We start from the raw sequence: 21016 nt of genomic DNA, 5'->3' as shown, positions 1-21016 counted from the left end.
GGTCATTCCCAATCCAACGCTCCCTTTTTCCAGGCGTAGACGAGGCCGAGGGCCAGTTCGCCGATGAAGATCATCATGGAGATCCATGCGGTCCAGCCGATGCTGAAAACCGAGACTGCCCAAGGATATAGGAACGCGGCTTCAAGATCGAAGATGATGAACAGGATCGCGACGAGATAAAAACGCACGTCAAACTGGCTGCGCGGATCCTCGAACGCGGGGAAGCCGCACTCATATTCCGACAGCTTCTGCTCGTTCGGCTTGTTGCTGCCGGTCAGCCGCGACACCGCCATCGGCAGGAACACAAAGGTGCTCGACAGCGCGATGGCGACGCCCAGGAACAGCAGGATCGGCAGATATTGCGACAGGTCAACCAAAGGGCATCTCGCACATGCGATAGGAATGGGGTGGCTTTAGGCCTCCGCGCCGGGTCGGGCAAGGCCGTGGGGCGTGAGAATGAATCGCAGAAAGGCGCGGTTCAGGCGCAGGCCGTCAGGCTTCCGCGGCTACGCCGCTCCCTCCCTCCCCCGATGGGAGAGGGAAGAGGCGGGCAGCACCGATGGGCGAGGGTGAGTGCGGGACGGCTCGCTTAACGCAGCGCGCCGGCGACCAGCTTGTGCAGCTTGACGTGCAGGCCGTCGTTGGCAGCGAGGAATTCGTTCTTTTCCATCGCCCGGTCGGCCCCGCGGAAGTCGGTGACATAGCCGCCGGCTTCCTTGACGAGCAGCAGCCCCGCCGCCGTATCCCAAGGCTTCAGGCCCGATTCCCAATAGCCGTCGAAGCGCCCCGCCGCGACCCAGGCAAGGTCGAGCGCCGCCGAACCGAAACGGCGGATGCCGGCGACTTCGGGGGCGACCGCACCGAAGATGCGGCTCCACTGGACGAAATCGCCATGCCCCAGGAACGGAATGCCCGTGGCGATCAGCGCTTCCGACAGATCGCGGCGGGCCGAAACGCGCAGGCGCTGGTCGGTCAGCCACGCGCCACGGCCCTTTTCGGCCCAGAAGCTCTCGTCGGTCAGCGGCTGGTAGACGAGCGCGGTCGTAATCTCGCGCTTGCCGGCCGGGGTTAGCTCCTCGACGGCGATCGAGATCGCGAAATGCGGGATGCCGTGGAGGAAGTTCGACGTACCATCCAGCGGATCGATGATGAAGCGCGGCTTGTCCGGATCGCCCTTCACCTCGCCGCCCTCTTCCATCAGGAAGCCCCAGTCGGGACGCGCCTTGCGCAATTCCTCGAACAGGGTCTGCTCGGCACGCTTGTCGGCGATCGACACGAAGTCGGCAGGCCCCTTGCGGCTGACCTGGAGGTGCTGAACCTCGTTGAAGTCGCGACGCAGCGCGGTGCCGGCCTTGCGGGCGGCGCGCTCGATGACGGTGAAGAGGCCGGAATGGGAGGGCATGGGATAATCTCTGTACCCCTCTCCCGGCGGGAGAGGGAGGGGCCCGCCGCCGATAGGCGGTGGGAGGGTGAGGGTCGGATGAAGGCCCTGCCCTCACCCGACCTCGCTACGCTCGGCCACCCTCTCCCGATGGGAGAGGGATCATCAATCAATCCGCGCGGCGGACGTACGTCTGCTCGTACACGTCGACGACGATGCGCGTGCCGGCTCCGATATGCGGCGGCACCATCACGCGGACGCCATTGTCGAGGATGGCGGGCTTGTAGCTGGACGAGGCGGTCTGCCCCTTTACCACCGCGTCCGCCTCGACGATCGTCGCTTCGATCGTGCTCGGCAGTTCGACCGAAATCGGCTTCTCGTCATACAGTTCGAGCACGACGTCCATACCATCCTGCAGGAAGGCCGCGGCATCGCCGAGGATGCCCGCGTCGAGCGTGATCTGTTCGTAGCTTTCCTTGTCCATGAAGGTCAGCTGGTCGCCGTCGCGGAACAGATACTGGAAATCCTTGGTATCGAGGCGGACGCGCTCGACCGTTTCCGCCGAGCGGAAGCGGACGTTGTTCTTGCGGCCGTCGATCAGGTTCTTCATCTCGACCTGCATGTACGCACCGCCCTTGCCGGGCTGCGTGTGCTGGATCTTGACCGCGCGCCAGATGCCGCCTTCATATTCGATGATGTTGCCGGGACGGATGTCCACGCCGCTAATCTTCATGGGATTGAACCTACTGGAAAGAGCGAGTTTGGCGGGCGAAGAGCCACGCCGGGTGGCGGCGCTTTACCGTGCGGGCGCCGACCCGGCAAGCATCGGGAACGGATTGACGTCCTGACCCTGATACCAGCGATCACCCGCCCCCATGCGCTGCATGCCGAAATGGAGGTGATAATTGCCCGCACCCGCATCGCCGGTGTCGCCGACATAGGCGATCGTTTGCCCGGCCCGCACGGGCTGGCCGACGGCGATACCCGGCGCGTAGCCCGACAGATGCGCGTAATAATAGACCCAGCGGCGGTCGGGCGAGCGGATGTAGAGCGTCGTACCGCCGCGGCCGGACTGGAACAGCTTTTCGACGCGGCCGGCCGCGGCGGCGAGAACGGGGGTGCCGGCGGGGGCGGGGATGTCCGTGCCGTGATGCCCGCGGCTGCCGCCTTCGCGGGGGTCGTTCCAGCTGTCCATGATCGCGGTGCGGGCAATGCCGGCGACGGGGACAGTGAGTTGACCGGTCCGTGCCGGGGCCTCCGCGGCCGGTTCGGGGGCGCTCGCCGCGGCCGTCACGCGGCGCGCCGAGGGGTCGGCGGTGCCGAAACGCGTCATGGCGACGAACGCCGCTCCGAGCAGCACGAGGCCGACGAGGATGATCCAGCCGAGGCGGCTCATGCGGCAATCCCTCCGTCACCCCGGACGTGTGCCGCGGTCCACCGGGCAGTAAGGGGATGGCCGGAGGCTCTAGCCGCCCCCCTCGCCGCAGAGTGGACCCCGGACCGAGTCCGGGGTGACGGAGAGAGCGGGGCTACCGCCGCCACCCACCTCACGCCTGGAACACCGCCTTGGTGCCCGGCTTCACCATCTGCGCCAGGCGTGCGACATCCCAATTGGTCAGGCGGATGCAGCCATGGCTTTCCGTCCGGCCGATGAGCTCGGGGTGCGGTGTGCCGTGGATGCCGTAATGCTCCTTCGACAGGTCGAGCCATACCACGCCGACCGGGCCGTTCGGCCCCGGCGGCAGCAACTCCTTCTCATCGCCCTTCTTGGCATCCCAGAACAGCGCGGGGTTGTAGTGGAACTTGGGGTTGTAGTCGGCGCCGTAGATCTTCCACGTCCCCAGCGGCAGCGGATCGTGCTCCGACCCCATCGTCGCGCTGAACTGCGCGATCAACTTGTCGTCCTTGTCGAGGACGCGCAGCACCTTGTCCGATTTGTCGACGACGATGTGGTCGGCGACCGGCTGGTTGGCGTCGACGTTGAGCATGTTGAGCGTCTGGCGCCAGTGATCGGGCAGCTTGGCGTCGTAGTTGCGCGACGCGGGCAGCGCATTGGGGACGATGATCGTGTTGCCGACCTTCAACCGCGTCGAGGGGGAATTGAGCGCGATCAGCGTCTCGGGGCTGGTGTGGAACATCTCCGCCAGCTTTTCCATCGGCGTCGCATAGCCGATCGTCGGCAGCTTCGCCTGCTCGCCGTAATCCTTGGGCAGCGGGTTGATATAGGGCCCCGCGAGCGCCTCGCGCGTCAGCATGAAGCGCGCGGTCGGGCGCTTGGCACGATAGGGATAGAGCGCCGCGAGCGTCGCGGCGTCGGGCTTGCCGGTCTTGGGCAGGCCCTTGGCCTCCTGGAACCCCTTCAGCGCGGCGGTAAGCGACTGGCCGCCCTTTCCGTCGAGCAGGCCGGGGCCGAAGCCCAGCGAATCGAGAATGACCTGGACATGGAGCAGGTTGCGGTCGACGGGCTTGGCCGCCGGGGCGGCTTGGGGTGCCTGTGCCGTCGCCGTCGCGGCGAGCGCGGCGCCCGCCAAGAATGCCGTGGTGAGTGCCGCCTTCATCAATCCGCTCCCTGACCGTTACGCAGGCGGATCAACGGGCGGAGGGGCTAAGGGTTTCGTGGAACAGCCGTTTTGTGCGGAGCGCTTCGCGTTCCGCCTTCGTCGCCCCGAACGGGTCTCGGGGCGACGGGAGTCAGCGGCTCAGCCGTTCAGCACCTTCGTGAATGCGGCGACAGCGGCGGCTTCGTCGCCGTTCCACACCGCGCCGGACACGGCGAGGAAGTCCGCGCCGGCGGCCACCAGCGGCGCTGCGTTGTCCGGCGTGATGCCGCCGATCGCGACGCTGGGCAGTTCGAACATCGACGCCCACCAGGACAGAATCGACGGCTCCGGCACGTGCTTCACCGCCTTGGTCGTCGTCGGATAGAAGGCGCCGAAGGCGACATAGTCCGCGCCGCCCTCGCCCGCTTCCATGGCGAGGTGTCGGCTGTCGTGGCAGGTCACGCCGATCTGGACATTGGGCCCCAGCGCATCACGTGCTTCCCGCGGATCGCCATCGTCCTGACCCAGATGCACGCCGTCGGCGCCCAGGCGCTTGGCGAGCGAGATGCTGTCGTTGACGATGAACGCGACCTCGCGGTCCGCGCACAGGCGCTGAAGCGGTTCCGCCAGCTTCGCTGCGGCGTGCTGGTCGATATCCTTCACGCGAAACTGGAAGGCCGCGACGGGGCCGGCGTCGAGTGCGCGCGCCAATCGGTCGGCGAAGCCACCCGCTACGTCGAGCGGCGAGATCAGATAGAGCTGGCACGGCGGCCGACGGTCGTCGCGGCGGAACTGCGCCGCAAATTCAGGGTCGAGGGGGCCAAGCGGATCGTCTTCGGTCATGCCCGCCCCCTACCCCGATTGCCGCCGCGACGAAAGCCGCGGCGGCAGGATCGGCTTACGCCTCGCCCTTGTAGATCGCGACGAGCTTAGCGAGCATCTCCAGCGCGTCTTCGCGGCTGCGCTGGAAGGTGTTGCGGCCGATGATCGAGCCATTGCCGCCACCCGCCAGGATGTCGCGCGCGTCCTGATAGACCGCATCGGCGCCCTTGGCCGCGCCGCCCGAGAAGACGACGATACGGCGACCGGCGAAGCTCGACTGGACGACGTGGCGGACGCGGTCCGCCTGGTTCGACCAGTCGGTGCCCTCATACGCCTTCTTGGCTTCGTCCTGCTCGATATGCGCCGACGGCAGCTTCACCTTGATGATGTGCGCGCCGAGCAGCGCCGCCATGTGCGCGGCATAGGCGCCGACGTCGAGCGCCAGTTCGCCGTCCTTGCTGAGCTTGCCGCCGCGCGGATAGCTCCAGATGACGGTCGCGATGCCGACGGCCTTCGCCTCTTCGGACAGTTCGCGAATCTCTTCCATCTGCTCGAAAATCTGGTCCGAGCCGGGGTAGATGGTGAAGCCGATCGCCGCGCAGCCGAGGCGCACCGCATCGCCGACGCTCGCCGTCACCGCCTGGTCGATGCTGGTCGCCCAGCTGTTCGAGCTATTGACCTTCAGGATCGTCGGGATCTGGCCGGCGAAGGTGTCGGCACCCGCCTCGAGCGGGCCGAGCGGCGCGGCATAGGCGCTGAGGCCGGCGTCTACCGCCATCTGATAGTGATAATGCGGGTCGTAGGCCGGCGGATTCATGGCGAACGAGCGCGCCGGGCCATGTTCGAAGCCCTGATCGACGGGCAGGATGATGAGTTTCCCGGTGCCGCCCAGCTTGCCCTGCATAAGAATGCGGGCGAGGTTCGCCTTCACCGCGGGGCTGGTGGCTTCATACTTGTCGAGGATCGCCTTGACGGCGGGCGTGACATTCGTGGTCATGAGTAGCTCCTTGGGGGCACGTCGTGAAATGGGGTCGTCAGAGCATCAGCCAGCGCCGCAGCGCCTGGTCGATCTGCTCCATGCGGGTGGGGCTGGCATCGCCGATCACCGCGGTGATGCGGTCGCGTGCGACGCTGGTGATCCGGTCGACCTCCACCTCGCATTCGGCGGTCAGGCCATTGTGTTCGCGCGGCGACATGACAACGCGGAACAGCGCCTCGCCACCGATCACCGAGGTGAGCGGGCAGACGGTGATCGTCGCATGCGTCGCGTTGAACAGGTCGGACTGAACGACGACGCACGGGCGCGCCGGCGCACCGTCCGGTCCATCGACCAACACGATGCCGCCATGCCTTATTTCCACGCGCGCGCATCCTGCCAGAAGATCACATCGTCGCTCGACGCGCGTTGCGATGCGCGGGTCGACTGGCGGCGGGCCTCGCGGCGATAGGCGTCGTCGTGCAGGTCGACGTAGCGACGCACCGCCTCGCGCGCGATGTCGCTCTTGCTGCGACCCTGGGTGCGCGCGACTGCGGCGAGCCGCTCTTCCAATTCGGTGTCGAGTCGCACTCCGAGCATGCCGGCTCCCTGCCTGTTTAACGCGTTTAACCTACGGCGTGGCAGGGGCTTGCGCAAGGGGTGAGTGCAGCCTTGACGCCACGCGCCAAAGGACGCTTGATGCGGGTCAAGGGGGAATGATCATGACACCAATCCGGCTGGCGATCGTCGCTGCGCTATTGACCGCGAGCGGCGCGGGCGCGGCGGCGGACCGTTATGCGTCGCCGCTCGTCGGCAAGCCCGCGCCGGACGCGGAGCTGACGCTGATCGACGGCAGCAAGGTGCGGCTCGCCGATCTGCGCGGACAGGTGGTGATCCTGAATTTCTGGGCGACGTGGTGCGTGCCCTGCCGCGCGGAGCTGCCGCTGCTGGATGCCTATTATCGCACGCAGCAGAAGCACGGCCTGCGCGTGTTCGCGGTGGCGACCGAGGATTCGGTGCCGGTCTTTCGGATGAAACCGCTGTTCGCGGCGATGGCGATCACGCCGACACGGCGGGTGAAGGGCAAATATCCGCTGATCGGCAATGCGGTGCCGACCAATTACGTCATCGATCGTGCGGGGGTCGTCCGCTACGCCAAGGCGGCATCGCTCGACCTCGACGATCTCAACACGATCGTCGTGCCGCTGTTGAAGGAGACGCCGCCGACTTGAGCGGCGTCTCGCATTCGGGTCAGGCGGTCAGCGCCGCGACGCCGGGCAGTGCCTTGCCTTCCATCCATTCGAGGAAGGCGCCACCGGCAGTGGACACGAAGGTGAAGCGATCCGCCACGCCGGCCTGGTTGAGTGCGGCGACGGTATCGCCACCGCCCGCAACCGAGACGAGGCTGCCGTCCTGGGTCAGCGCCGCGGCGGTGCGCGCCAGGCTGACGGTGGCAACGTCGAAGGGCGGTGTTTCGAATGCGCCCATCGGGCCGTTCCACACGAGCGTGCGGCAGTTCTTCAGCACATCGCCCAACGCCTCGACCGCGCTAGGGCCGACGTCCAGGATCATCTCGTCCGCCGCGACTTCGTGGACGTTGACGGTGCGGACCGGCGGGTTGGCGCGGAATTCCTTCGCCACCACGACGTCGTACGGCAGGTGAACGGTGCAATTGGCGCGATCCGCGGCGTCGAGGATCTCCTCCGCGGTGCCGGTCAGATCGTGTTCGCACAGCGACTTGCCGACATTGACGCCGCGCGCCGCGAGGAAGGTATTCGCCATACCACCGCCGATGATCAGATGATCGACGCGGGTGACGAGGTGCTTGAGCACGTCGAGCTTGGTCGACACCTTGGCGCCACCGACGACGGCGGCAACGGGGTGGTCGGGGTTGCCCAGTGCCTTTTCAAGCGCGTCGAGTTCGGCCTCCATCGCACGACCGGCGAAGGCGGGCAGCACCTTGGCCAGCCCCTCGGTCGAGGCATGCGCGCGGTGCGCTGCCGAAAAGGCATCGTTGACATAGAGATCACCCAATTTGGCAATTCTTTGAACGACTTGTGGATCGTTCTTCTCTTCTCCACCGAAGAAGCGGGTGTTCTCCAGAACCGCGATATCGCCGGGTTGCAGCGTCGCGACGGCCGCCTCGTCGCCCTCCCAATCGATATAGCGGACCTCTCGGCCCAGCACGGCAGAATAGGGGCGGACGATCCGGCTAAGCGACATCTCAGGGTTTGGCGTGCCCTTCGGCCGGCCGAAATGCGCCAAGATCAACACGATCGCACCACGATCGGCGAGTTCGGTGACGGTCGGCAGCGTCGCGCGCAGCCGCGTGTCGTCGGTGACGGCACCGTCGGCCATCGGGACGTTCAGATCCTCGCGCACCAGCACGCGCTTGCCACGAACTTCGCCCATATCGTCGAGCGTCTTGAAGGCCTTAGCCATGATATCGTCCTTCAGATCTTAAGAGAAAGAGACGACCGACACGGGATCGCCGATCGCGATCCGGCCGGGCACCTTCACGCGCGTACAGGCCCCGCCCCGCCAGTCGGGGGTCAGCGCCGCCTTCAGCCCGGTCGCGATCGTTTCCATGCGGCTGCACGGGTCGCATTCGACCGTGATCTCCAGCTCGACCGCGCCGATGCGCAGCCGCGTGCCGGGCACCTGCGGGATGTCGAAGCCGTCGACCAGCAGGTTGACGCGCCGTTCCTGCCACGGGATCGTATGTCCGAGGTCCGCCATGGCGGCATCCCAGTCGCCGCGCTCCATCAGCGTCACCTGCCGCTTGCCGCGCCCGCCGGGCTTCACCGCACCGCGAAAATCGCCGTGCAGGCCCCCTTCGACCGTCACGTCGACGGCTTCGACCAGTTCCATCGGCGCCTTCGGAAAGGCGTGCCGGGCGATCCCGACGAGCGTGCCGGAGGTCGTCATACCCGCCCCGTCATCGCGAGGAGCGCAGCGACGCGGCGATCCAGAGCGTCGTGCGTGACGCTCCGGATTGCTTCGCTCCGCTCGCAATGACGGAATGGGTCATTGGCGATGCCTTAAAGGAACTTCGCCATGGCGGTCGCGGTATCGACCATGCGGTTCGAGAAGCCCCATTCGTTGTCGTACCAGCTGACGACACGGACGAGCTTGCCGTCGAGCACCGCGGTTTCCAGGCTGTCGACGGTCGAGGACTGTGGCGAATGCATCAGGTCGATCGAGACGAGCGGTTCGTCCGAATAGACAAGCACGCCCTTCAGGGGGCCGTCTTCCGACGCGGCCTTCAGGATCGCGTTGACCTCGTCCTTCGTCGTGTCGCGCTTCGGCGTGAAGGTCAGATCGATCAGGCTGACGTCGGGCACCGGCACGCGGATCGCCGATCCGTCCAGCTTGCCCTTCAGTTCGGGCAGCACCTCGCCCACCGCACGGGCCGCGCCCGTGGTGGTGGGGATCATGCTCATCGCCGCGGCGCGGGCGCGCCGCAGATCCGGGTGGATCTGATCGAGGATCTTCTGGTCGTTGGTATAAGCGTGGACCGTGGTCATCAGACCGCGTTCGATGCCGACCGTGTCGTTCAGCACCTTGGCGACCGGCGCCAGGCAGTTGGTGGTGCAGGACGCGTTCGACACGATCGTGTGCTCGGCGGTCAGCTTGTCGTGGTTGACGCCATAGACGACAGTGAGGTCGACACCCTTGCCCGGGGCCGAGATCAGCACCTTCTTCGCGCCCGCATCGATATGCTTCTGGCACGAGACGTTGTCGGTGAAGAAACCGGTGCATTCGAGCACCAGATCGACGCCCAGTTCCTTGTGCGGGAGGTTGGCGGGATCGCGCTCGGCGGTGACGCGGATGCGCTTACCGTCGATGACGAGGTCATTGCCTTCGGCGGTGACGGTGCCGGGGTATTTGCCGTGAACGCTGTCACGGCTGAACAGCCAGGCGTTCGACTTGGCATCGGCGAGGTCGTTGATCGCGACCAGTTCGAGGTCGCCGGCACCGCGTTCGATGATCGCGCGCGCCACCAGTCGGCCGATGCGGCCGAAGCCGTTGATCGCAACCTTCACCGTCATCTGCTTCACTCCTCGCAATGGGTCGCGGCGCATCGGATTCGGGGCCGCGTTAAACGTGTTAAAGCGGCCCCGCCTTTGCGAGGGGGAACGCCCGTCTGTCAACCGCGGGCTATGCGCGGATCGTGTTTGCGCGAAGCGGTTTGACGACTTGCCGCTGCCCCGGTGCGCGCCTAGGTCAGGAGGTATGGCCGAACCGCTTCCCGACACGCCCCCCGATACGCCGAGCGCCGTCGATCGCATCGACGCGGCGATCGCCCGAATCGAAACCGCGATCGCGGCCCGCGCCGCGGCAGGCGACGCGCTGGCGCGCCGCCATGCGGCTCTGAAGGCACGCATGGCCGAGGCGGTGAGTGCGCTGGACGACGTGATCGCCCGTGGGACGCCGGCCTGATGGCGAACGTCTCGCTGCCGATCGGCGGTCGTCCGCACACCGTCGCCTGCCGCGACGGCGAGGAAGCCCATCTCGTGGAGTTGGGCAAGATGCTCGACGAGCGCTGGCCGGCGGCCCTGCGCGCCGCGGGCGGCGTACCGGGCGAGCGCGCGATGCTGTTCGTCGCCCTGATGCTCGCCGATGCCCTGGAGGATGTCCGCCAGCGCCCGCCCGAGGGCGCGGCGGTGAGCGAACCGGCATTGCAACGCATCGCCGATCGGCTGGAGGCGCTGGCCGACGCGCTGGAGCACGATCCGGCGGCAGGATAAGGCTCCTGCCCCATTGCCAGTGCGCTCCGCCCATCCTAAATTGGTCAGCGGCGGGTTCTGCCCGGTACGAGCCTTACTTTATCCCTGAGGCTATTCATCATCCATGGGGGCTGTCCCTGCCCGGATCCTGGTCCGACGCACATGGTCCCCACCTGACGTTACAGGGCGTCAGTGGATATTTTGGCACACGGCCATGGCGGTCCCGCCACCCGCCCCTCTCCTCTCGTGACCGCGTGGAGCGATGACCGACAAGCTCGCCCTCCGCGCCCGGCTGCGCGCTGTTCGTGACGGCTTCGTGCCGCAGGCGCCGATCGGGTTGGCGGAGCCGTTCGTTGCCCGCTTGCGGCCGGGATTGATCGTTGCGAGCTACAGGCCGCTGGGCAGTGAGGCCGATCCGGCGCCGCTCGCCGACGCGGCGCGCGCCGCGAGATGCACGCTGGCCCTGCCGCACGTTACGACGCGGGCCGCGGCGCTTCGCTTCCTGTCGTGGGACCCATCGCACCCGCTGGAACGCGGCGCCTTCGGCCTGCTACAGCCCGCAGCCGATGCGCCTGAAGTGTCGCCCGACATCATCCTGACGCCACTCGTGGGCTTCGACGACGCGGGAAATCGCCTAGGGCAAGGGGCTGGCCATTACGATCGCGCCTTTGCCGCCCATCCCGATGCATGGCGGGTGGGGATTGCATGGTCGGTGCAGCGAGTCGCTGCGTTGCCGGCCGATCCGTGGGATATGCCACTCCACGCCATCGCCACCGAATCAGACTGGATCGCCTTATGACCCCCACGTGGCGCAAACCCGCTGGCATGCTCATCATCCTGAGCCTGATCGCGATCTGGTGCGTCGGGATCGTCAGCCTGTCGGGTGTCGTCGGCACATGGCCATGGTGGCTGCAGGCGCCCTTCTATCTCGTCGCCGGGATCGTCTGGATCCTGCCGCTCAAGCCGCTGCTGCTGTGGATGGAGACCGGGCGCTGGCGGTAACGCAGTCCGTGCGCCCTCTGCGTGTCGAGAAGCACGGTAAGCACATGTTTGGATAGCAGATGGACACCGCTCGATCGGCTGACGCGAGCCATGACATATGGGGAGAGAATCGACGCCCTTGGGGCGGATGCCACCGGTCCTGACCGGTGGCGCGAGTGACGGGGCTCGAACCCGCGACCTCCGGCGTGACAGGCCGGCGCTCTAACCAACTGAGCTACACCCGCGTGTTCGGCACGCGGCGCAATGCGCTATGCTTGTCTCGGCAAATCATACCATTCCGGGAAGGAATGGCGCGAGTGACGGGGCTCGAACCCGCGACCTCCGGCGTGACAGGCCGGCGCTCTAACCAACTGAGCTACACCCGCTGAAAGCGTTGAGGCGCGCCCACTAAGCGAGGGCGCGGGGGGTGTCAACGACCTTCTTCGCCCTCCCCCTCGCTCCGGCGTCGCCGGGCGCGTTCCTGATGCACCAATGTGCCGTGTTCGAACAGAAACCCGGCGATATCCGGCTTGCCCGCCGCGCCCAGCACGGTCTGGATGATGATCAGCAGCGGCACCGCCAGAACGGCGCCCGTCGTGCCCCATACCCAGCCCCAGAAGCTGATCGACACCAGGATCATCAGCGGACTGATCGTCAGCCGATGGCCGACGATCAGCGGTGTGATCGCATTCGCCTCGACGAGGTGACAGCCGATCATCACGCCCGGCGGGATCAGCGCCAGCCAGATGTCGGTGAAGGTCATCAACCCTCCGATCGCGAGCAGGAATGCCGCCAGGATCGGCCCGAAATAGGGGATATAGTTGAGCAGCGCGACGATACCGCCCCACATCAGCGGCGACGGCATGCCGAGGAAATACAGCGCGCCCGCGACGATGCCGCCCAGGGTGAGGTTGATCAGCGTGATCGTGCCGAGATAGGCGGACACGTCGTCGACGACGTCCTGGATCACCCGGGCGGTCGCCATCGCGCCGTCGAAGCTGGTACGCCCGGTGATCGTCTTCTTGCGCAGGCCGGTCCAGCCGGAAAGGAAGAAGAAGACGATCAGGATACCGAAGAAGAATTGGACGATCACCGTCGGCGCCGACGTCGCGGCGAGTTCCAGGATCGAGCTGGGCGGTGCGACCGCGGCGGTCTGCGGCTGACGCACCGGAGTCGACGCGATCTGCCGGAACATCTTGTTCACCGATTTTTCGAGCGTCGAATAGAGGTCGAGCAACGGCGACAGATTGTGCTGGATGCGCGTGATCCGGCTGGGGAGCAGCTGGAAGAAGTCCGTCGCCGGCACGACGATCGCGGCGATCGCGATATTGGCGATGATCAGGAAGACCAGGATGCAGAACAGCGCTGCGATGGCGGATGGGATGCCGCGCCGTTCGAGCCATTCGAGCACCGGCACCAGTGCGATGGCGATCACCAGCGCCGTCGTCAGCGGCAGGAAGAATTCCGCGCCCGATTTCAGCGCGAAGGGTGTGCCGAGGGCAAGGCCGATACCAGCGATGAGCGTGAACGCGGCGAGCAGGCGATCGCGGCGCTGCGCGATGCGGCCGATCTCGCTGCGGGTGCCGGGCATCAGCGGCGCGCCGAGCGCGATCTGCTCCTCGGGCGTGATGGAGGGTGACGGGGGAGCAGGATCGGGATCGTCGGCCATCCCCCTGCTCTAGCGCATTTTCGCGCGCCGCCACCCTTCTGTTTGCACCTGCCTAAGCGGCGGCGGCGGAATGATCCTCGAACAGCGCTTTCAGCTCGCGTTTCAGGATCTTGCCATTGGCGTTGCGCGGCAGCGGTTCGGGCAGGAAGCGGATCGCGACGGGCACCTTAAACGCCGCCAGCCGCTCGCGCACGAACCCCTGCAATTCCGCCTCGGTCGCGGTGCAACCGGGGCACAGATGGACGATCGCCGCCGGCTCCTCGCCCAGCGTCCGGTGCGGAATGCCGACCAGCGCGGCGTCGGTGACCGAGGGGTGGGCGTAGAGCACGTTCTCCACCTCGATCGAATAGATGTTCTCGCCGCCGCGGATCACGATGTCCTTGGCGCGATCAGCGATGAACAGGAAGCCGTCGTCATCGATCCGCGCAAGGTCGCCGGTGCGCACCCAGCCATCGACGAAGGTCGCTGCGGTCGCCTCCGGCTTGTTCCAATAGCCCTTCACGATCATCGGCCCGCGCGCCCAAAGCTCGCCGATCTCGCCACGGGGCAGCACGGTGACGCCGTCGTCGGCGCGGATTTCGATATCCGCCGCGGCGACGGGCGCACCCGCGCTCGCGGGGCGGTTGAGATAATCCTCGGCGCCATGCTGCGTGACGGTCGCGGTCGTTTCCGTCATGCCCCAGCCATTGCCGGGCAGCGCGCCGAATTCCTGATAGATGCGCCGCACCAGCTCGGGCGCCGAAGGCGCGCCGCCATAAGCGATCGTTTCCAGCGACGAGAGATCGTATTTCGCACGATCCGGGTGTTCGAGCAGCTGCCAGGCGATCGTCGGCACGCCGCCGGTCATATTGACGCGCTCACGCTCGATGATCTCCAGCGCGCGCGCCGTGTCCCAGCGGCGCATATAGATCGTCGTCGATCCGGTCGCGATCGTCCCCATCATCCCCGCCGAACAGGCCGTGACGTGGAACATCGGAATGACGGTGAGGCTGACGCGCGGCGTGGGATCGGGCGGCGTTTCGCCCCGGCGCAGATAGCTACGCGCCGCGGTAAAGCCGCTCGACAGGATGTTGGTCATGAAATTGCGGTGCGTGCCCAGCGCACCCTTGGGGGCGCCGGTCGTGCCGCTGGTGTAGAAAATCGTCGCCTCGTCGTCCGGGGCGATTGCCGCGGGCGGCAGCGGCGTGGCGGGCAGGTTCGGCCAGTCGTGCGGCGTCCCGATGATATCTTCGAGCCGCTCCACGCCCTCCGCCAGCGGCGTCGACGCGCGCGCGACGATCACCCGTTCCAATTGCGGCAGGCTGCCATAGACGTCGTGCAATCGCGCGTGACGCTCGTCATCGACGATCAGCACGCGCGAGCCCGAATCGCGCAGGCCGTAATCCAGCTCGGCACCCGTCCACCAGGCGTTGAGCGGCACCATGATCGCGCCGATCGACACGGCCGCAAAGAAGGCGACGGGCCATTCGGGCAGGTTGCGCATCGCGAGCGCGACGCGATCCCCCTTCCCGACACCCAGGGAAACCAAATGCGCCGCGAGCGCGGCGACGGCGCGGTAATGCGCCTCGTACGACACGCGCTCGTCCTCGTAGATGACGAACAGCCGATCGCCGTGGCCGCGACTCGCTTCGATCAGGAATCGCATCGACGGCGGTGCGTTCTTCCACACCCGAGTCGGCACGCCGCGGATCACGACCTCGTCCATCTCGAACTTCGCGCCGGGCGCGGTCAGCAGCGCATCCACCTGGGGCAGCGGCATCGCCGGCCATGTCGGCGGCAGGGGTACGATCGGCTCGCTAGCGGGCGCGCTGGCCATGTCGGCATCCTCTCCATATCGTCCCGCCCGCGCTTGCGGTTACGGTGTTTCGATGAAAGGTTACTGTTGATTCCGCCGCCGCTCAAGGCAATAGAGCAGATAAGTTCGAAACTGGGGTATGTCACCGCATGGCCGACACCGATGCACGCGCGCTGGGCTTCGACCCCGATCGGCTGGCGGCGATCGACGCGTTTCTGAAGGCGCGCTACCTCGACACCGGACGCCTGCCGAATGCACAGCTGCTGATCGCGCGCGATGGCGAGATCGCCCACTTCTCGCATCAGGGGGCGGCGCGCGAAGGCGGGCCAAATATCGACGAACGTTCGCTCTTCCGCATCGCGTCGATGACGAAGCCGATCACCAGCCTCGCCTTCATGATGCTGGTCGAGGAGGGCAAGGTCGCGGTCGATACGCCCGTCCACCACGTCTTGCCGGAGTTCAAAGGCGTCGGCGTCTATGACGGCGGCGGTGGTGGCGTTCCGTTCGTCACCAAAGCGACGACCGAACCGATGCGCATGCTCGACCTGCTGCGCCATACCGCCGGGCTGACCTATGGTTTCCAGAACCGGTCGAACATCGACGCCGCGCATCGCGAATCGAAGCTGGAGAGCTGGCACGGCAACCACGACCTCGACGGCTTCGTCGCGGCGCTGGGCAAGCTGCCGCTGGAATTCTCGCCGGGAACGGCGTGGAATTATTCCGTCGCGACCGACGTGCTCGGCGCAGTGGTGCAGCGCGTGTCGGGGATGCCGCTCGACCAGTTCTTCGCCACGCGCATCTTCACACCGCTGGGCATGCACGACACGTTCTTTGCGGTGCCGGAGGACAAGACCGACCGGCTGACCGATTGCTATACATTGGTCGAGGGCAAGGGTCGCGTGATGTATGACCGTGGCGAGGCGAGCGCGTGGAGCCGACAGCCCAAGCTGCTGTCCGGCGGCGGTGGCCTCGTGTCGACCGCGCTCGATTATCATCGCTTCTGCCGGATGTGCGAGAATGGCGGGACGCTGGACGGCGCGCGGATCGTCGGCCGCAAGACGCTCGATCTGATGACGATGAACCATCTGCCGGGCGGCAAGGACCTCAGCAGTCTGTCGCGTTCGCTATTCAGCGAGACGCAGAATGCCGGCACCGGCTTCGGCCTGGGCTTTGCCGTAACGCAGGACGTCGCGCGCACGATGATGCCCGGATCGAAGGGCGAATATTATTGGGGCGGCATGTTCTCGACCGCCTTCTTCATCGACCCCGTCGAGCGGCTGCACATGGTGTTCATGACGCAGCTGAGCCCGTCGGGCCTCTACCCGATCCGGCGCGAGCTGAAGACGATGATCTACGCCGCGCTCAATTGACCATTTCGTGACCCCGGCGCCGACCGGGGGACGCCTTAGGAAGGACTGACCCGATGACTTCGCCGATCCGCACCGAACGCCACGACGACGTACTCGTCATCATTTCCGACAATCCGCCGGTCAACGCGCTGGGCGCAGCCGTGCGGCAGGGGCTGGAGGCCGCGATCAAGGAAGGCGTCGCCGATGCCTCGATCGCGGCGATGGTGATCCGCTGCGATGGCCGTACCTTCTTCGCCGGCGCCGACATCACCGAGTTTGGCAAACCGATGGTCGAGCCGGGCCTGCCCACCGTGGTCGACATGATCGAGGCATCGACCAAGCCGATCGTCGCGGCGATCCACGGTACGGCGCTGGGCGGCGGGTGCGAGGTGGCGCTCGGCTGCCATTATCGCGTCGCGGTGCCCTCGGCGAAGCTCGGCACGCCCGAAGTGAAGCTCGGCCTGCTGCCCGGCGCGGGCGGCACGCAGCGGTTGCCGCGCATTGCTGGGGTCGCGCTGGCGCTGGAGATGACCGCCAAGGGTGATCCGATCAGCGCGAAGAAGGCGCAGGAGGCCGGCCTGATCGACAAGATCGTCGGTGAGGACAGCCTGGAGGCGGATGCGATCGCCTTTGCGAACGAGGTGAAGGCGAAGCGGCCGATCCCCCGCGCATCCGAGCGGACGGTGCAGCCCGACCCGGATGCGGTTGCCGCGTTCGAGAAGGCCAACGGCCGCCGCTTCCGCGGCTTCGACGCGCCCGCCGCCAACATCGCCTGCGTCGTCAAGGCAACCGAGACGTCGTTCGCGGACGGCATCGCCTTCGAACGGCAGGGATTCATGAAGCTGATGACGGGCAACCAGTCCGCCGCGCAGCGCCACATCTTCTTCGCCGAACGTCAGGCGGCCAAGATCGACGACGTCCCCGCCGACACCGTCAAGCGACCGATCAAACGCGTCGGCGTGATCGGCGCCGGCACGATGGGCGGCGGCATCGCGATGAACTTCCTGAGCGCCGGCATTCCCGTGACGATCGTCGAAATGGCGCAGGAGGCGCTCGATCGCGGCACCGGCGTGATCCGCAAGAATTACGAGGCGACCGCCGCCAAGGGCCGGATGAAGCCCGAACAGGTCGAAGCGGCGATGGGCGCCCTCACTCCCACGCTCGACTTCGACGCGCTGGGCGACTGCGACCTCATCATCGAGGCGGTGTATGAGAATATGGACGTGAAGAAGGAGATCTTCACGCGGCTCGACGGGCTGGCCAAGCCCGGCGCGATCCTTGCCAGCAACACCTCCTACCTGGACATCGACGAAATTGCCGCCGTCACCAAGCGGCCCCAGGACGTCGTCGGCATGCACTTCTTCTCGCCGGCCAACGTCATGAAGCTGCTGGAGGTGGTGCGCGGCGCGAAGACGGCACCCGACGTGCTGGCGACGGTCATGGACCTCGCCAAGAAGATCAAGAAGGTCGCCGTGGTGGCCGGCGTCACCTATGGCTTCATCGGCAACCGCATGCTGATGCCGCGGCAGGTCGAGGCCAACAAGCTGCTGTTGGAAGGCGCGACGCCGGAACAGATCGACCGCGTCCATGTCGCCTTCGGCATGCCGATGGGGCCCTTCCAGATGGCCGACCTCGCCGGCGTCGACATCGGCTGGCACCGCGATCCCAACCGGATCGAGAATGTCCGCGACGCGCTCGCCGCCGAGGGGCGCTGGGGGCAGAAGAAGCAGGCGGGCTTCTACGATTACGACGAGAAGCGGAACCCCACCCCGTCCCCGCGGGTCGCCGAGATCATCCAGGAATGGCGCGACAAGACCGGCACGCCGCAGCACGAGGTGACCGACGAGGAGATCGTCGAGCGGACGCTGTACACGATGGTCAACGAAGGCGCGCTGATCCTGGAGGAGGGCAAGGCGCAGCGGGCAAGCGACGTCGATGTCGTGTGGATCTACGGCTACGGCTGGCCGGTCTATCGCGGCGGCCCGATGTTCTGGGCGCAGAGCGAGGGGCTGGGCAAGATCGTGGCGGGGCTGGAGAAGCACGGCTTCACCGCGGCGAAGAGCCTGAAGGATGCTGCGGCCAGCGGTGGGCGGTTGAAGTGAGGGCGTTCCGAATTCCTCCCCCGCCAGGGGGAGGTGGCAGCGCGTCAGCGCTGACGGAGGGGGCGGGGAGCGGCGCACCGTCGAGGGGGCATCGTGTCCGCCCCCTCCGACGCGCTGCGCGCGCCACCTCCCCCTGGCGGGGGAGGAATCGATGACCCCGCCCTCCGCCATCGCCACCGCCGCGGCCGTCCGTGCCGGTGACACCACCGCGCTTGCCGAAACCGAAGCCGCGATCGCGCGGATCGAGGCGGCGAATCCTGACCTCAACGCGGTGGTGGTGAAAGACTATGACCGCGCCCGCGATGCGGCCCGCGCGCTCGATACACGGATCGCGGAAGGGTTCGACGCACCGCTGCTCGGCGTGCCGATGACGATCAAGGAAAGCTTCAACGTCGCCGGCCTGCCGACGACGTTCGGCGTCGAGCAGTTCCGCGATTTCGTCGCTGCGGAGGACGCCGTCGCGGTGAAGCGGCTGAAGGCGGCGGGCGCGATCATCCTCGGCAAGACCAACGTGCCGCCGCGTCTCGCCGATATTCAGTCGAACAACCCGATCTACGGCCGCACGCGCAATGCGTTCGACCCGGCGCGCGTGGCGGGTGGGTCGTCGGGCGGCTCGGCGGTCGCGCTGGCGAGTGGCATGGTGCCGCTGGAGTTCGGGTCCGACATCGGCGGCTCGATCCGCGTACCCGCGGCGTTCAACGGCGTCTGGGGACACAAGCCGACCTATGGCGTGTTGCCGACCGACGGGCATTTCTTTCCCGGCACCGACTTCGCCAAGTCGGTCCTGTCGGTGATCGGGCCCCTGGCGCGCGACGCGGACGATCTGGAGACGGCGCTGCAGATCGTCGCCGACCACCCCCTCGCACCCGCCAAGCGCCATGGCGAGCAGTGGCGCATCCTGGTGCTGGTCGATGTGCCCAAGGCGAAGGTGCAGCGCGCGATTCGGAATGCGATCGACGATCTTGCCGAGCATTTCCGCGCGCAGGGTGCAACGGTCGATACGGGGAGCGACCTGCTGCCCGACCTCGAGCGGCAGAACGCCGCCTACGAACAGATGCTCAACATCGCGATGTCAGTGCGCGGGCCGCAACCGCCGGGGCATGAGCCGCCGACGCTGGCGACCTGGTTGCACCTGCATGACGAACAGGCGCGCATGCAGCGCCAGTGGCGCCGCCTGTTCGAGACGTACGATGTCGTGATCGCGCCGACCGTCGGCATGACCGCATTCCCACACGACGACACGCCTCTGCCCCATCGGCGGCTGGACATCGACGGCGAGGATACGCCGTTCTTGCACCAGTTCGCCTTCCCTGGCCTCGCTACGCTGCCGATGCTGCCTGCGACCAGCGTGCCGATCGGCGGCGATGGCGACGGCCTGCCGATCGGCGTGCAGGTGATCGCCGATTTGTATCAAGACCGCACCGCGCTTGCCGCCGCCCGCGCGGCGCATGCGCTTGCCTGGAGCCAATGATGACCGATCTCGATCAATTCAGAGCCGATACCCGCGCGTGGCTGGAGGCGAACTGCCCGCCAGACATGCGCGAGCCGATCCGTGGCGATCAGGACGTCTGCTGGGGTGGGCGCCACTATGATCCCCATGCCAATCCGGCGCAGGCGCAGTGGCTGAAGGTGATGGGCGAACGCGGCTGGACCGTGCCCGACTGGCCGAAGGAATATGGCGGTGGCGGGCTGTCGCCGGCGGAGACCAAGGTGCTGCGCGAAGAAATGCGCGCGATCCGGGCGCGCAATCCGTTGAACAGCTTCGGCATTTCGATGCTCGGGCCGGCGCTGCTGAAATACGGCAGCGAAGAGCAGAAGCTCGAACATCTGCCCAAGATCGCCCGCGGCGAAATCCGCTGGTGCCAAGGCTATTCGGAACCCAATGCCGGGTCCGACCTTGCCGGCCTCGCGACCAGCGCCGAGGATGCGGGCGATCATTATATCGTCAACGGGCAAAAGGTGTGGACGAGCTACGCCGACAAGGCCGACTGGATCTTCTGCCTCGTCCGCACCAGCAAGGCGTCCAAGCAGGGCGGCATCAGCTTCGTGCTGTTCGACATGGAGAGCCCGGGCGTCTCGACCAAGCCGATCCTGCTGATCAGCGGCTATTCGCCCTTCTGCGAAACCTTCATGGACAATGTGAAGGTGCCCAAGGCGAACCGCATCCATGAGGAAAACAAGGGCTGGGACGTCGCCAAATATCTGCTCGGCCACGAGCGCGAGATGATCTCCGGCATGGGCCTGGGCGGTCAGGGCGAAAGCCCGCTGGTGGCGGGCGCGATCGCGACGATCGGGCTGGATCATGACGGCCGCCTCGCCGACCCGGTGCTGCGCACGCAGATCGCGCTGTTCGAGGTGCGGGCCAAGGCGTTCGCGGCAATGAGCGAGCGCTTCATCGACGAGCTGAAGGCCGGCCGCGCGCACCCGGCTCAGCCGAGCATGATGAAATATGTCGGCACCGAGCTGAACAAGGATCGCCACGAACTGATGATGGCAGCGGGGGGCTCCGACGCGCTGGAATGGGAGAGCGAGCGGTCGAATACCGGCGCGGCGCCCCGCGCCTGGCTGCGCACCAAGGCCAATTCGATCGAGGGCGGGACCAGCGAAATCCAGCTCAACATCATCGCCAAGCGCATCCTGGAACTGCCGGGGGCGTAAGCAACATGTCCCT

23 protein-coding genes and 2 tRNA genes are annotated in these 21016 nt (G+C 66.7%); 9 read left to right on the top strand and 16 right to left on the bottom strand.

The window, feature by feature from the left end:
- Positions 1-2: 2 nt before the first annotated feature.
- The 9 genes from ACP7A3_RS13530 to relB all read right to left on the bottom strand — a co-directional run bounded on the left by ACP7A3_RS13530 (position 3) and on the right by relB (position 6319).
- Positions 3-377 carry an NADH-quinone oxidoreductase subunit A gene (locus tag ACP7A3_RS13530; protein ID WP_017979184.1) on the bottom strand — a complete coding sequence of 125 codons (375 nt, stop codon included), beginning with the start codon at positions 375-377 and terminating at the stop codon, positions 3-5.
- Between the two features lie 212 nt (positions 378-589).
- Complete coding sequence (locus ACP7A3_RS13525; RefSeq protein ID WP_043059730.1) at positions 590-1402, bottom strand: inositol monophosphatase family protein; 813 nt, start codon at positions 1400-1402, stop codon at positions 590-592.
- Positions 1403-1550: 148 nt separating this feature from the next.
- Positions 1551-2114, bottom strand: a complete 564-nt coding sequence (gene efp, locus ACP7A3_RS13520; RefSeq protein WP_017979186.1) for an elongation factor P — start codon at positions 2112-2114, stop codon at positions 1551-1553.
- Positions 2115-2177: 63 nt separating this feature from the next.
- Complete coding sequence (locus ACP7A3_RS13515) at positions 2178-2777, bottom strand: M23 family metallopeptidase (RefSeq protein WP_426255948.1); 600 nt, start codon at positions 2775-2777, stop codon at positions 2178-2180.
- 151 nt (positions 2778-2928) lie between these two features.
- Positions 2929-3939 (bottom strand): L,D-transpeptidase family protein, encoded by a 1011-nt coding sequence (locus ACP7A3_RS13510; RefSeq protein ID WP_426255947.1) that lies wholly within the window; start codon positions 3937-3939, stop codon positions 2929-2931.
- 141 nt (positions 3940-4080) lie between these two features.
- The gene (gene thiE, locus ACP7A3_RS13505) at positions 4081-4764 is read right to left on the bottom strand and encodes a thiamine phosphate synthase (RefSeq protein ID WP_426255946.1); all 684 of its coding nucleotides are present in this window, start codon (positions 4762-4764) and stop codon (positions 4081-4083) included.
- Between the two features lie 55 nt (positions 4765-4819).
- Entirely contained in the window at positions 4820-5740 is a 921-nt protein-coding gene (locus ACP7A3_RS13500; RefSeq protein ID WP_426255945.1) for a class I fructose-bisphosphate aldolase, read from the bottom strand.
- Between the two features lie 37 nt (positions 5741-5777).
- Positions 5778-6104, bottom strand: coding sequence for a type II toxin-antitoxin system PemK/MazF family toxin (locus ACP7A3_RS13495; protein ID WP_226341799.1), 327 nt, complete (start codon positions 6102-6104; stop codon positions 5778-5780).
- Positions 6095-6319 (bottom strand): type II toxin-antitoxin system RelB family antitoxin, encoded by a 225-nt coding sequence (relB, locus tag ACP7A3_RS13490; RefSeq protein ID WP_029720425.1) that lies wholly within the window; start codon positions 6317-6319, stop codon positions 6095-6097. The genes ACP7A3_RS13495 and relB overlap by 10 nt, the downstream gene beginning before the upstream one ends.
- Positions 6320-6435: 116 nt before the next feature.
- Here relB and ACP7A3_RS13485 point away from each other — a divergent pair, with 116 nt between their 5' ends.
- Positions 6436-6951, top strand: coding sequence for a TlpA family protein disulfide reductase (locus ACP7A3_RS13485; RefSeq protein WP_017979193.1), 516 nt, complete (start codon positions 6436-6438; stop codon positions 6949-6951).
- Positions 6952-6970: 19 nt separating this feature from the next.
- Here ACP7A3_RS13485 and ACP7A3_RS13480 read toward each other — a convergent pair whose 3' ends face one another.
- The 3 genes from ACP7A3_RS13480 to gap all read right to left on the bottom strand — a co-directional run bounded on the left by ACP7A3_RS13480 (position 6971) and on the right by gap (position 9771).
- Positions 6971-8161, bottom strand: coding sequence for a phosphoglycerate kinase (locus tag ACP7A3_RS13480; RefSeq protein ID WP_426255944.1), 1191 nt, complete (start codon positions 8159-8161; stop codon positions 6971-6973).
- Positions 8162-8179: 18 nt separating this feature from the next.
- A complete protein-coding gene (locus tag ACP7A3_RS13475; protein WP_295563952.1) occupies positions 8180-8647 on the bottom strand; it encodes an MOSC domain-containing protein in 468 nt (155 codons plus the stop codon).
- 113 nt (positions 8648-8760) lie between these two features.
- Positions 8761-9771 carry a type I glyceraldehyde-3-phosphate dehydrogenase gene (gap, locus tag ACP7A3_RS13470; RefSeq protein ID WP_020486529.1) on the bottom strand — a complete coding sequence of 337 codons (1011 nt, stop codon included), beginning with the start codon at positions 9769-9771 and terminating at the stop codon, positions 8761-8763.
- Positions 9772-9955: 184 nt separating this feature from the next.
- On the opposite strand from gap, the gene ACP7A3_RS13465 reads away from it, so the two are divergent.
- From ACP7A3_RS13465 to ACP7A3_RS13450, 4 genes are all read left to right on the top strand, one after another.
- Positions 9956-10162 carry a hypothetical protein gene (locus tag ACP7A3_RS13465; RefSeq protein WP_017979197.1) on the top strand — a complete coding sequence of 69 codons (207 nt, stop codon included), beginning with the start codon at positions 9956-9958 and terminating at the stop codon, positions 10160-10162.
- On the top strand, positions 10162-10470 hold the full coding sequence (locus ACP7A3_RS13460; protein ID WP_043059765.1) for a cell division protein ZapA: 309 nt from the start codon (positions 10162-10164) through the stop codon (positions 10468-10470). The genes ACP7A3_RS13465 and ACP7A3_RS13460 overlap by 1 nt, the downstream gene beginning before the upstream one ends.
- A gap of 241 nt (positions 10471-10711) precedes the next feature.
- The gene (locus ACP7A3_RS13455; protein WP_426255943.1) at positions 10712-11248 is read left to right on the top strand and encodes a 5-formyltetrahydrofolate cyclo-ligase; all 537 of its coding nucleotides are present in this window, start codon (positions 10712-10714) and stop codon (positions 11246-11248) included.
- The gene (locus ACP7A3_RS13450) at positions 11245-11451 is read left to right on the top strand and encodes a DUF2842 domain-containing protein (protein WP_063685333.1); all 207 of its coding nucleotides are present in this window, start codon (positions 11245-11247) and stop codon (positions 11449-11451) included. Before ACP7A3_RS13455 ends, ACP7A3_RS13450 begins: the two co-directional genes overlap by 4 nt.
- A 147-nt stretch (positions 11452-11598) precedes the next feature.
- Here the strand turns inward: ACP7A3_RS13450 and ACP7A3_RS13445 are convergent.
- From ACP7A3_RS13445 to ACP7A3_RS13430, 4 genes are all read right to left on the bottom strand, one after another.
- Positions 11599-11675: transfer RNA gene (locus tag ACP7A3_RS13445), tRNA-Asp, on the bottom strand.
- Positions 11676-11739: 64 nt separating this feature from the next.
- Positions 11740-11816 (bottom strand) — tRNA-Asp (locus ACP7A3_RS13440).
- Positions 11817-11860: 44 nt separating this feature from the next.
- Positions 11861-13099, bottom strand: a complete 1239-nt coding sequence (locus ACP7A3_RS13435; RefSeq protein WP_043059768.1) for an AI-2E family transporter — start codon at positions 13097-13099, stop codon at positions 11861-11863.
- 52 nt (positions 13100-13151) lie between these two features.
- A complete protein-coding gene (locus ACP7A3_RS13430) occupies positions 13152-14915 on the bottom strand; it encodes a class I adenylate-forming enzyme family protein (RefSeq protein WP_426255942.1) in 1764 nt (587 codons plus the stop codon).
- Between the two features lie 128 nt (positions 14916-15043).
- On the opposite strand from ACP7A3_RS13430, the gene ACP7A3_RS13425 reads away from it, so the two are divergent.
- The 4 genes from ACP7A3_RS13425 (at position 15044) to ACP7A3_RS13410 (ending at position 21003) form a co-directional block, all read left to right on the top strand.
- Entirely contained in the window at positions 15044-16264 is a 1221-nt protein-coding gene (locus ACP7A3_RS13425) for a serine hydrolase domain-containing protein (RefSeq protein WP_426255941.1), read from the top strand.
- A 53-nt stretch (positions 16265-16317) separates the two neighbouring features.
- The gene (locus ACP7A3_RS13420) at positions 16318-18345 is read left to right on the top strand and encodes a 3-hydroxyacyl-CoA dehydrogenase NAD-binding domain-containing protein (protein ID WP_426255940.1); all 2028 of its coding nucleotides are present in this window, start codon (positions 16318-16320) and stop codon (positions 18343-18345) included.
- Positions 18346-18496: 151 nt separating this feature from the next.
- Complete coding sequence (locus ACP7A3_RS13415; protein WP_426255939.1) at positions 18497-19816, top strand: amidase family protein; 1320 nt, start codon at positions 18497-18499, stop codon at positions 19814-19816.
- Positions 19813-21003, top strand: a complete 1191-nt coding sequence (locus tag ACP7A3_RS13410) for an acyl-CoA dehydrogenase family protein (RefSeq protein ID WP_426255938.1) — start codon at positions 19813-19815, stop codon at positions 21001-21003. Before ACP7A3_RS13415 ends, ACP7A3_RS13410 begins: the two co-directional genes overlap by 4 nt.
- Positions 21004-21016: the final 13 nt, after the last annotated feature.

The sequence above is a fragment of the Sphingomonas sp. DC5200-1 genome, assembly GCF_049897245.1.
Lineage (GTDB): Bacteria > Pseudomonadota > Alphaproteobacteria > Sphingomonadales > Sphingomonadaceae > Sphingomonas > Sphingomonas aquatilis.
The sequence above is the reverse complement of the archived record's forward strand: the minus strand, read 5'-3'. Positions and strand labels throughout refer to the sequence as shown.

Coding starts and splice junctions, on each gene's coding strand:
- ACP7A3_RS13525 (WP_043059730.1), bottom strand. CDS start 1,402: ATGCCCTCCCATTCCGGCCTCTTCACCGTCATCGAGCGCGCCGCCCGC.
- efp (WP_017979186.1), bottom strand. CDS start 2,114: ATGAAGATTAGCGGCGTGGACATCCGTCCCGGCAACATCATCGAATAT.
- ACP7A3_RS13515 (WP_426255948.1), bottom strand. CDS start 2,777: ATGAGCCGCCTCGGCTGGATCATCCTCGTCGGCCTCGTGCTGCTCGGA.
- ACP7A3_RS13510 (WP_426255947.1), bottom strand. CDS start 3,939: ATGAAGGCGGCACTCACCACGGCATTCTTGGCGGGCGCCGCGCTCGCC.
- thiE (WP_426255946.1), bottom strand. CDS start 4,764: ATGACCGAAGACGATCCGCTTGGCCCCCTCGACCCTGAATTTGCGGCG.
- ACP7A3_RS13500 (WP_426255945.1), bottom strand. CDS start 5,740: ATGACCACGAATGTCACGCCCGCCGTCAAGGCGATCCTCGACAAGTAT.
- relB (WP_029720425.1), bottom strand. CDS start 6,319: ATGCTCGGAGTGCGACTCGACACCGAATTGGAAGAGCGGCTCGCCGCA.
- ACP7A3_RS13485 (WP_017979193.1), top strand. CDS start 6,436: ATGATCATGACACCAATCCGGCTGGCGATCGTCGCTGCGCTATTGACC.
- ACP7A3_RS13480 (WP_426255944.1), bottom strand. CDS start 8,161: ATGGCTAAGGCCTTCAAGACGCTCGACGATATGGGCGAAGTTCGTGGC.
- ACP7A3_RS13475 (WP_295563952.1), bottom strand. CDS start 8,647: ATGACGACCTCCGGCACGCTCGTCGGGATCGCCCGGCACGCCTTTCCG.
- gap (WP_020486529.1), bottom strand. CDS start 9,771: ATGACGGTGAAGGTTGCGATCAACGGCTTCGGCCGCATCGGCCGACTG.
- ACP7A3_RS13465 (WP_017979197.1), top strand. CDS start 9,956: ATGGCCGAACCGCTTCCCGACACGCCCCCCGATACGCCGAGCGCCGTC.
- ACP7A3_RS13460 (WP_043059765.1), top strand. CDS start 10,162: ATGGCGAACGTCTCGCTGCCGATCGGCGGTCGTCCGCACACCGTCGCC.
- ACP7A3_RS13455 (WP_426255943.1), top strand. CDS start 10,712: ATGACCGACAAGCTCGCCCTCCGCGCCCGGCTGCGCGCTGTTCGTGAC.
- ACP7A3_RS13450 (WP_063685333.1), top strand. CDS start 11,245: ATGACCCCCACGTGGCGCAAACCCGCTGGCATGCTCATCATCCTGAGC.
- ACP7A3_RS13435 (WP_043059768.1), bottom strand. CDS start 13,099: ATGGCCGACGATCCCGATCCTGCTCCCCCGTCACCCTCCATCACGCCC.
- ACP7A3_RS13430 (WP_426255942.1), bottom strand. CDS start 14,915: ATGGCCAGCGCGCCCGCTAGCGAGCCGATCGTACCCCTGCCGCCGACA.
- ACP7A3_RS13425 (WP_426255941.1), top strand. CDS start 15,044: ATGGCCGACACCGATGCACGCGCGCTGGGCTTCGACCCCGATCGGCTG.
- ACP7A3_RS13420 (WP_426255940.1), top strand. CDS start 16,318: ATGACTTCGCCGATCCGCACCGAACGCCACGACGACGTACTCGTCATC.
- ACP7A3_RS13415 (WP_426255939.1), top strand. CDS start 18,497: ATGACCCCGCCCTCCGCCATCGCCACCGCCGCGGCCGTCCGTGCCGGT.
- ACP7A3_RS13410 (WP_426255938.1), top strand. CDS start 19,813: ATGATGACCGATCTCGATCAATTCAGAGCCGATACCCGCGCGTGGCTG.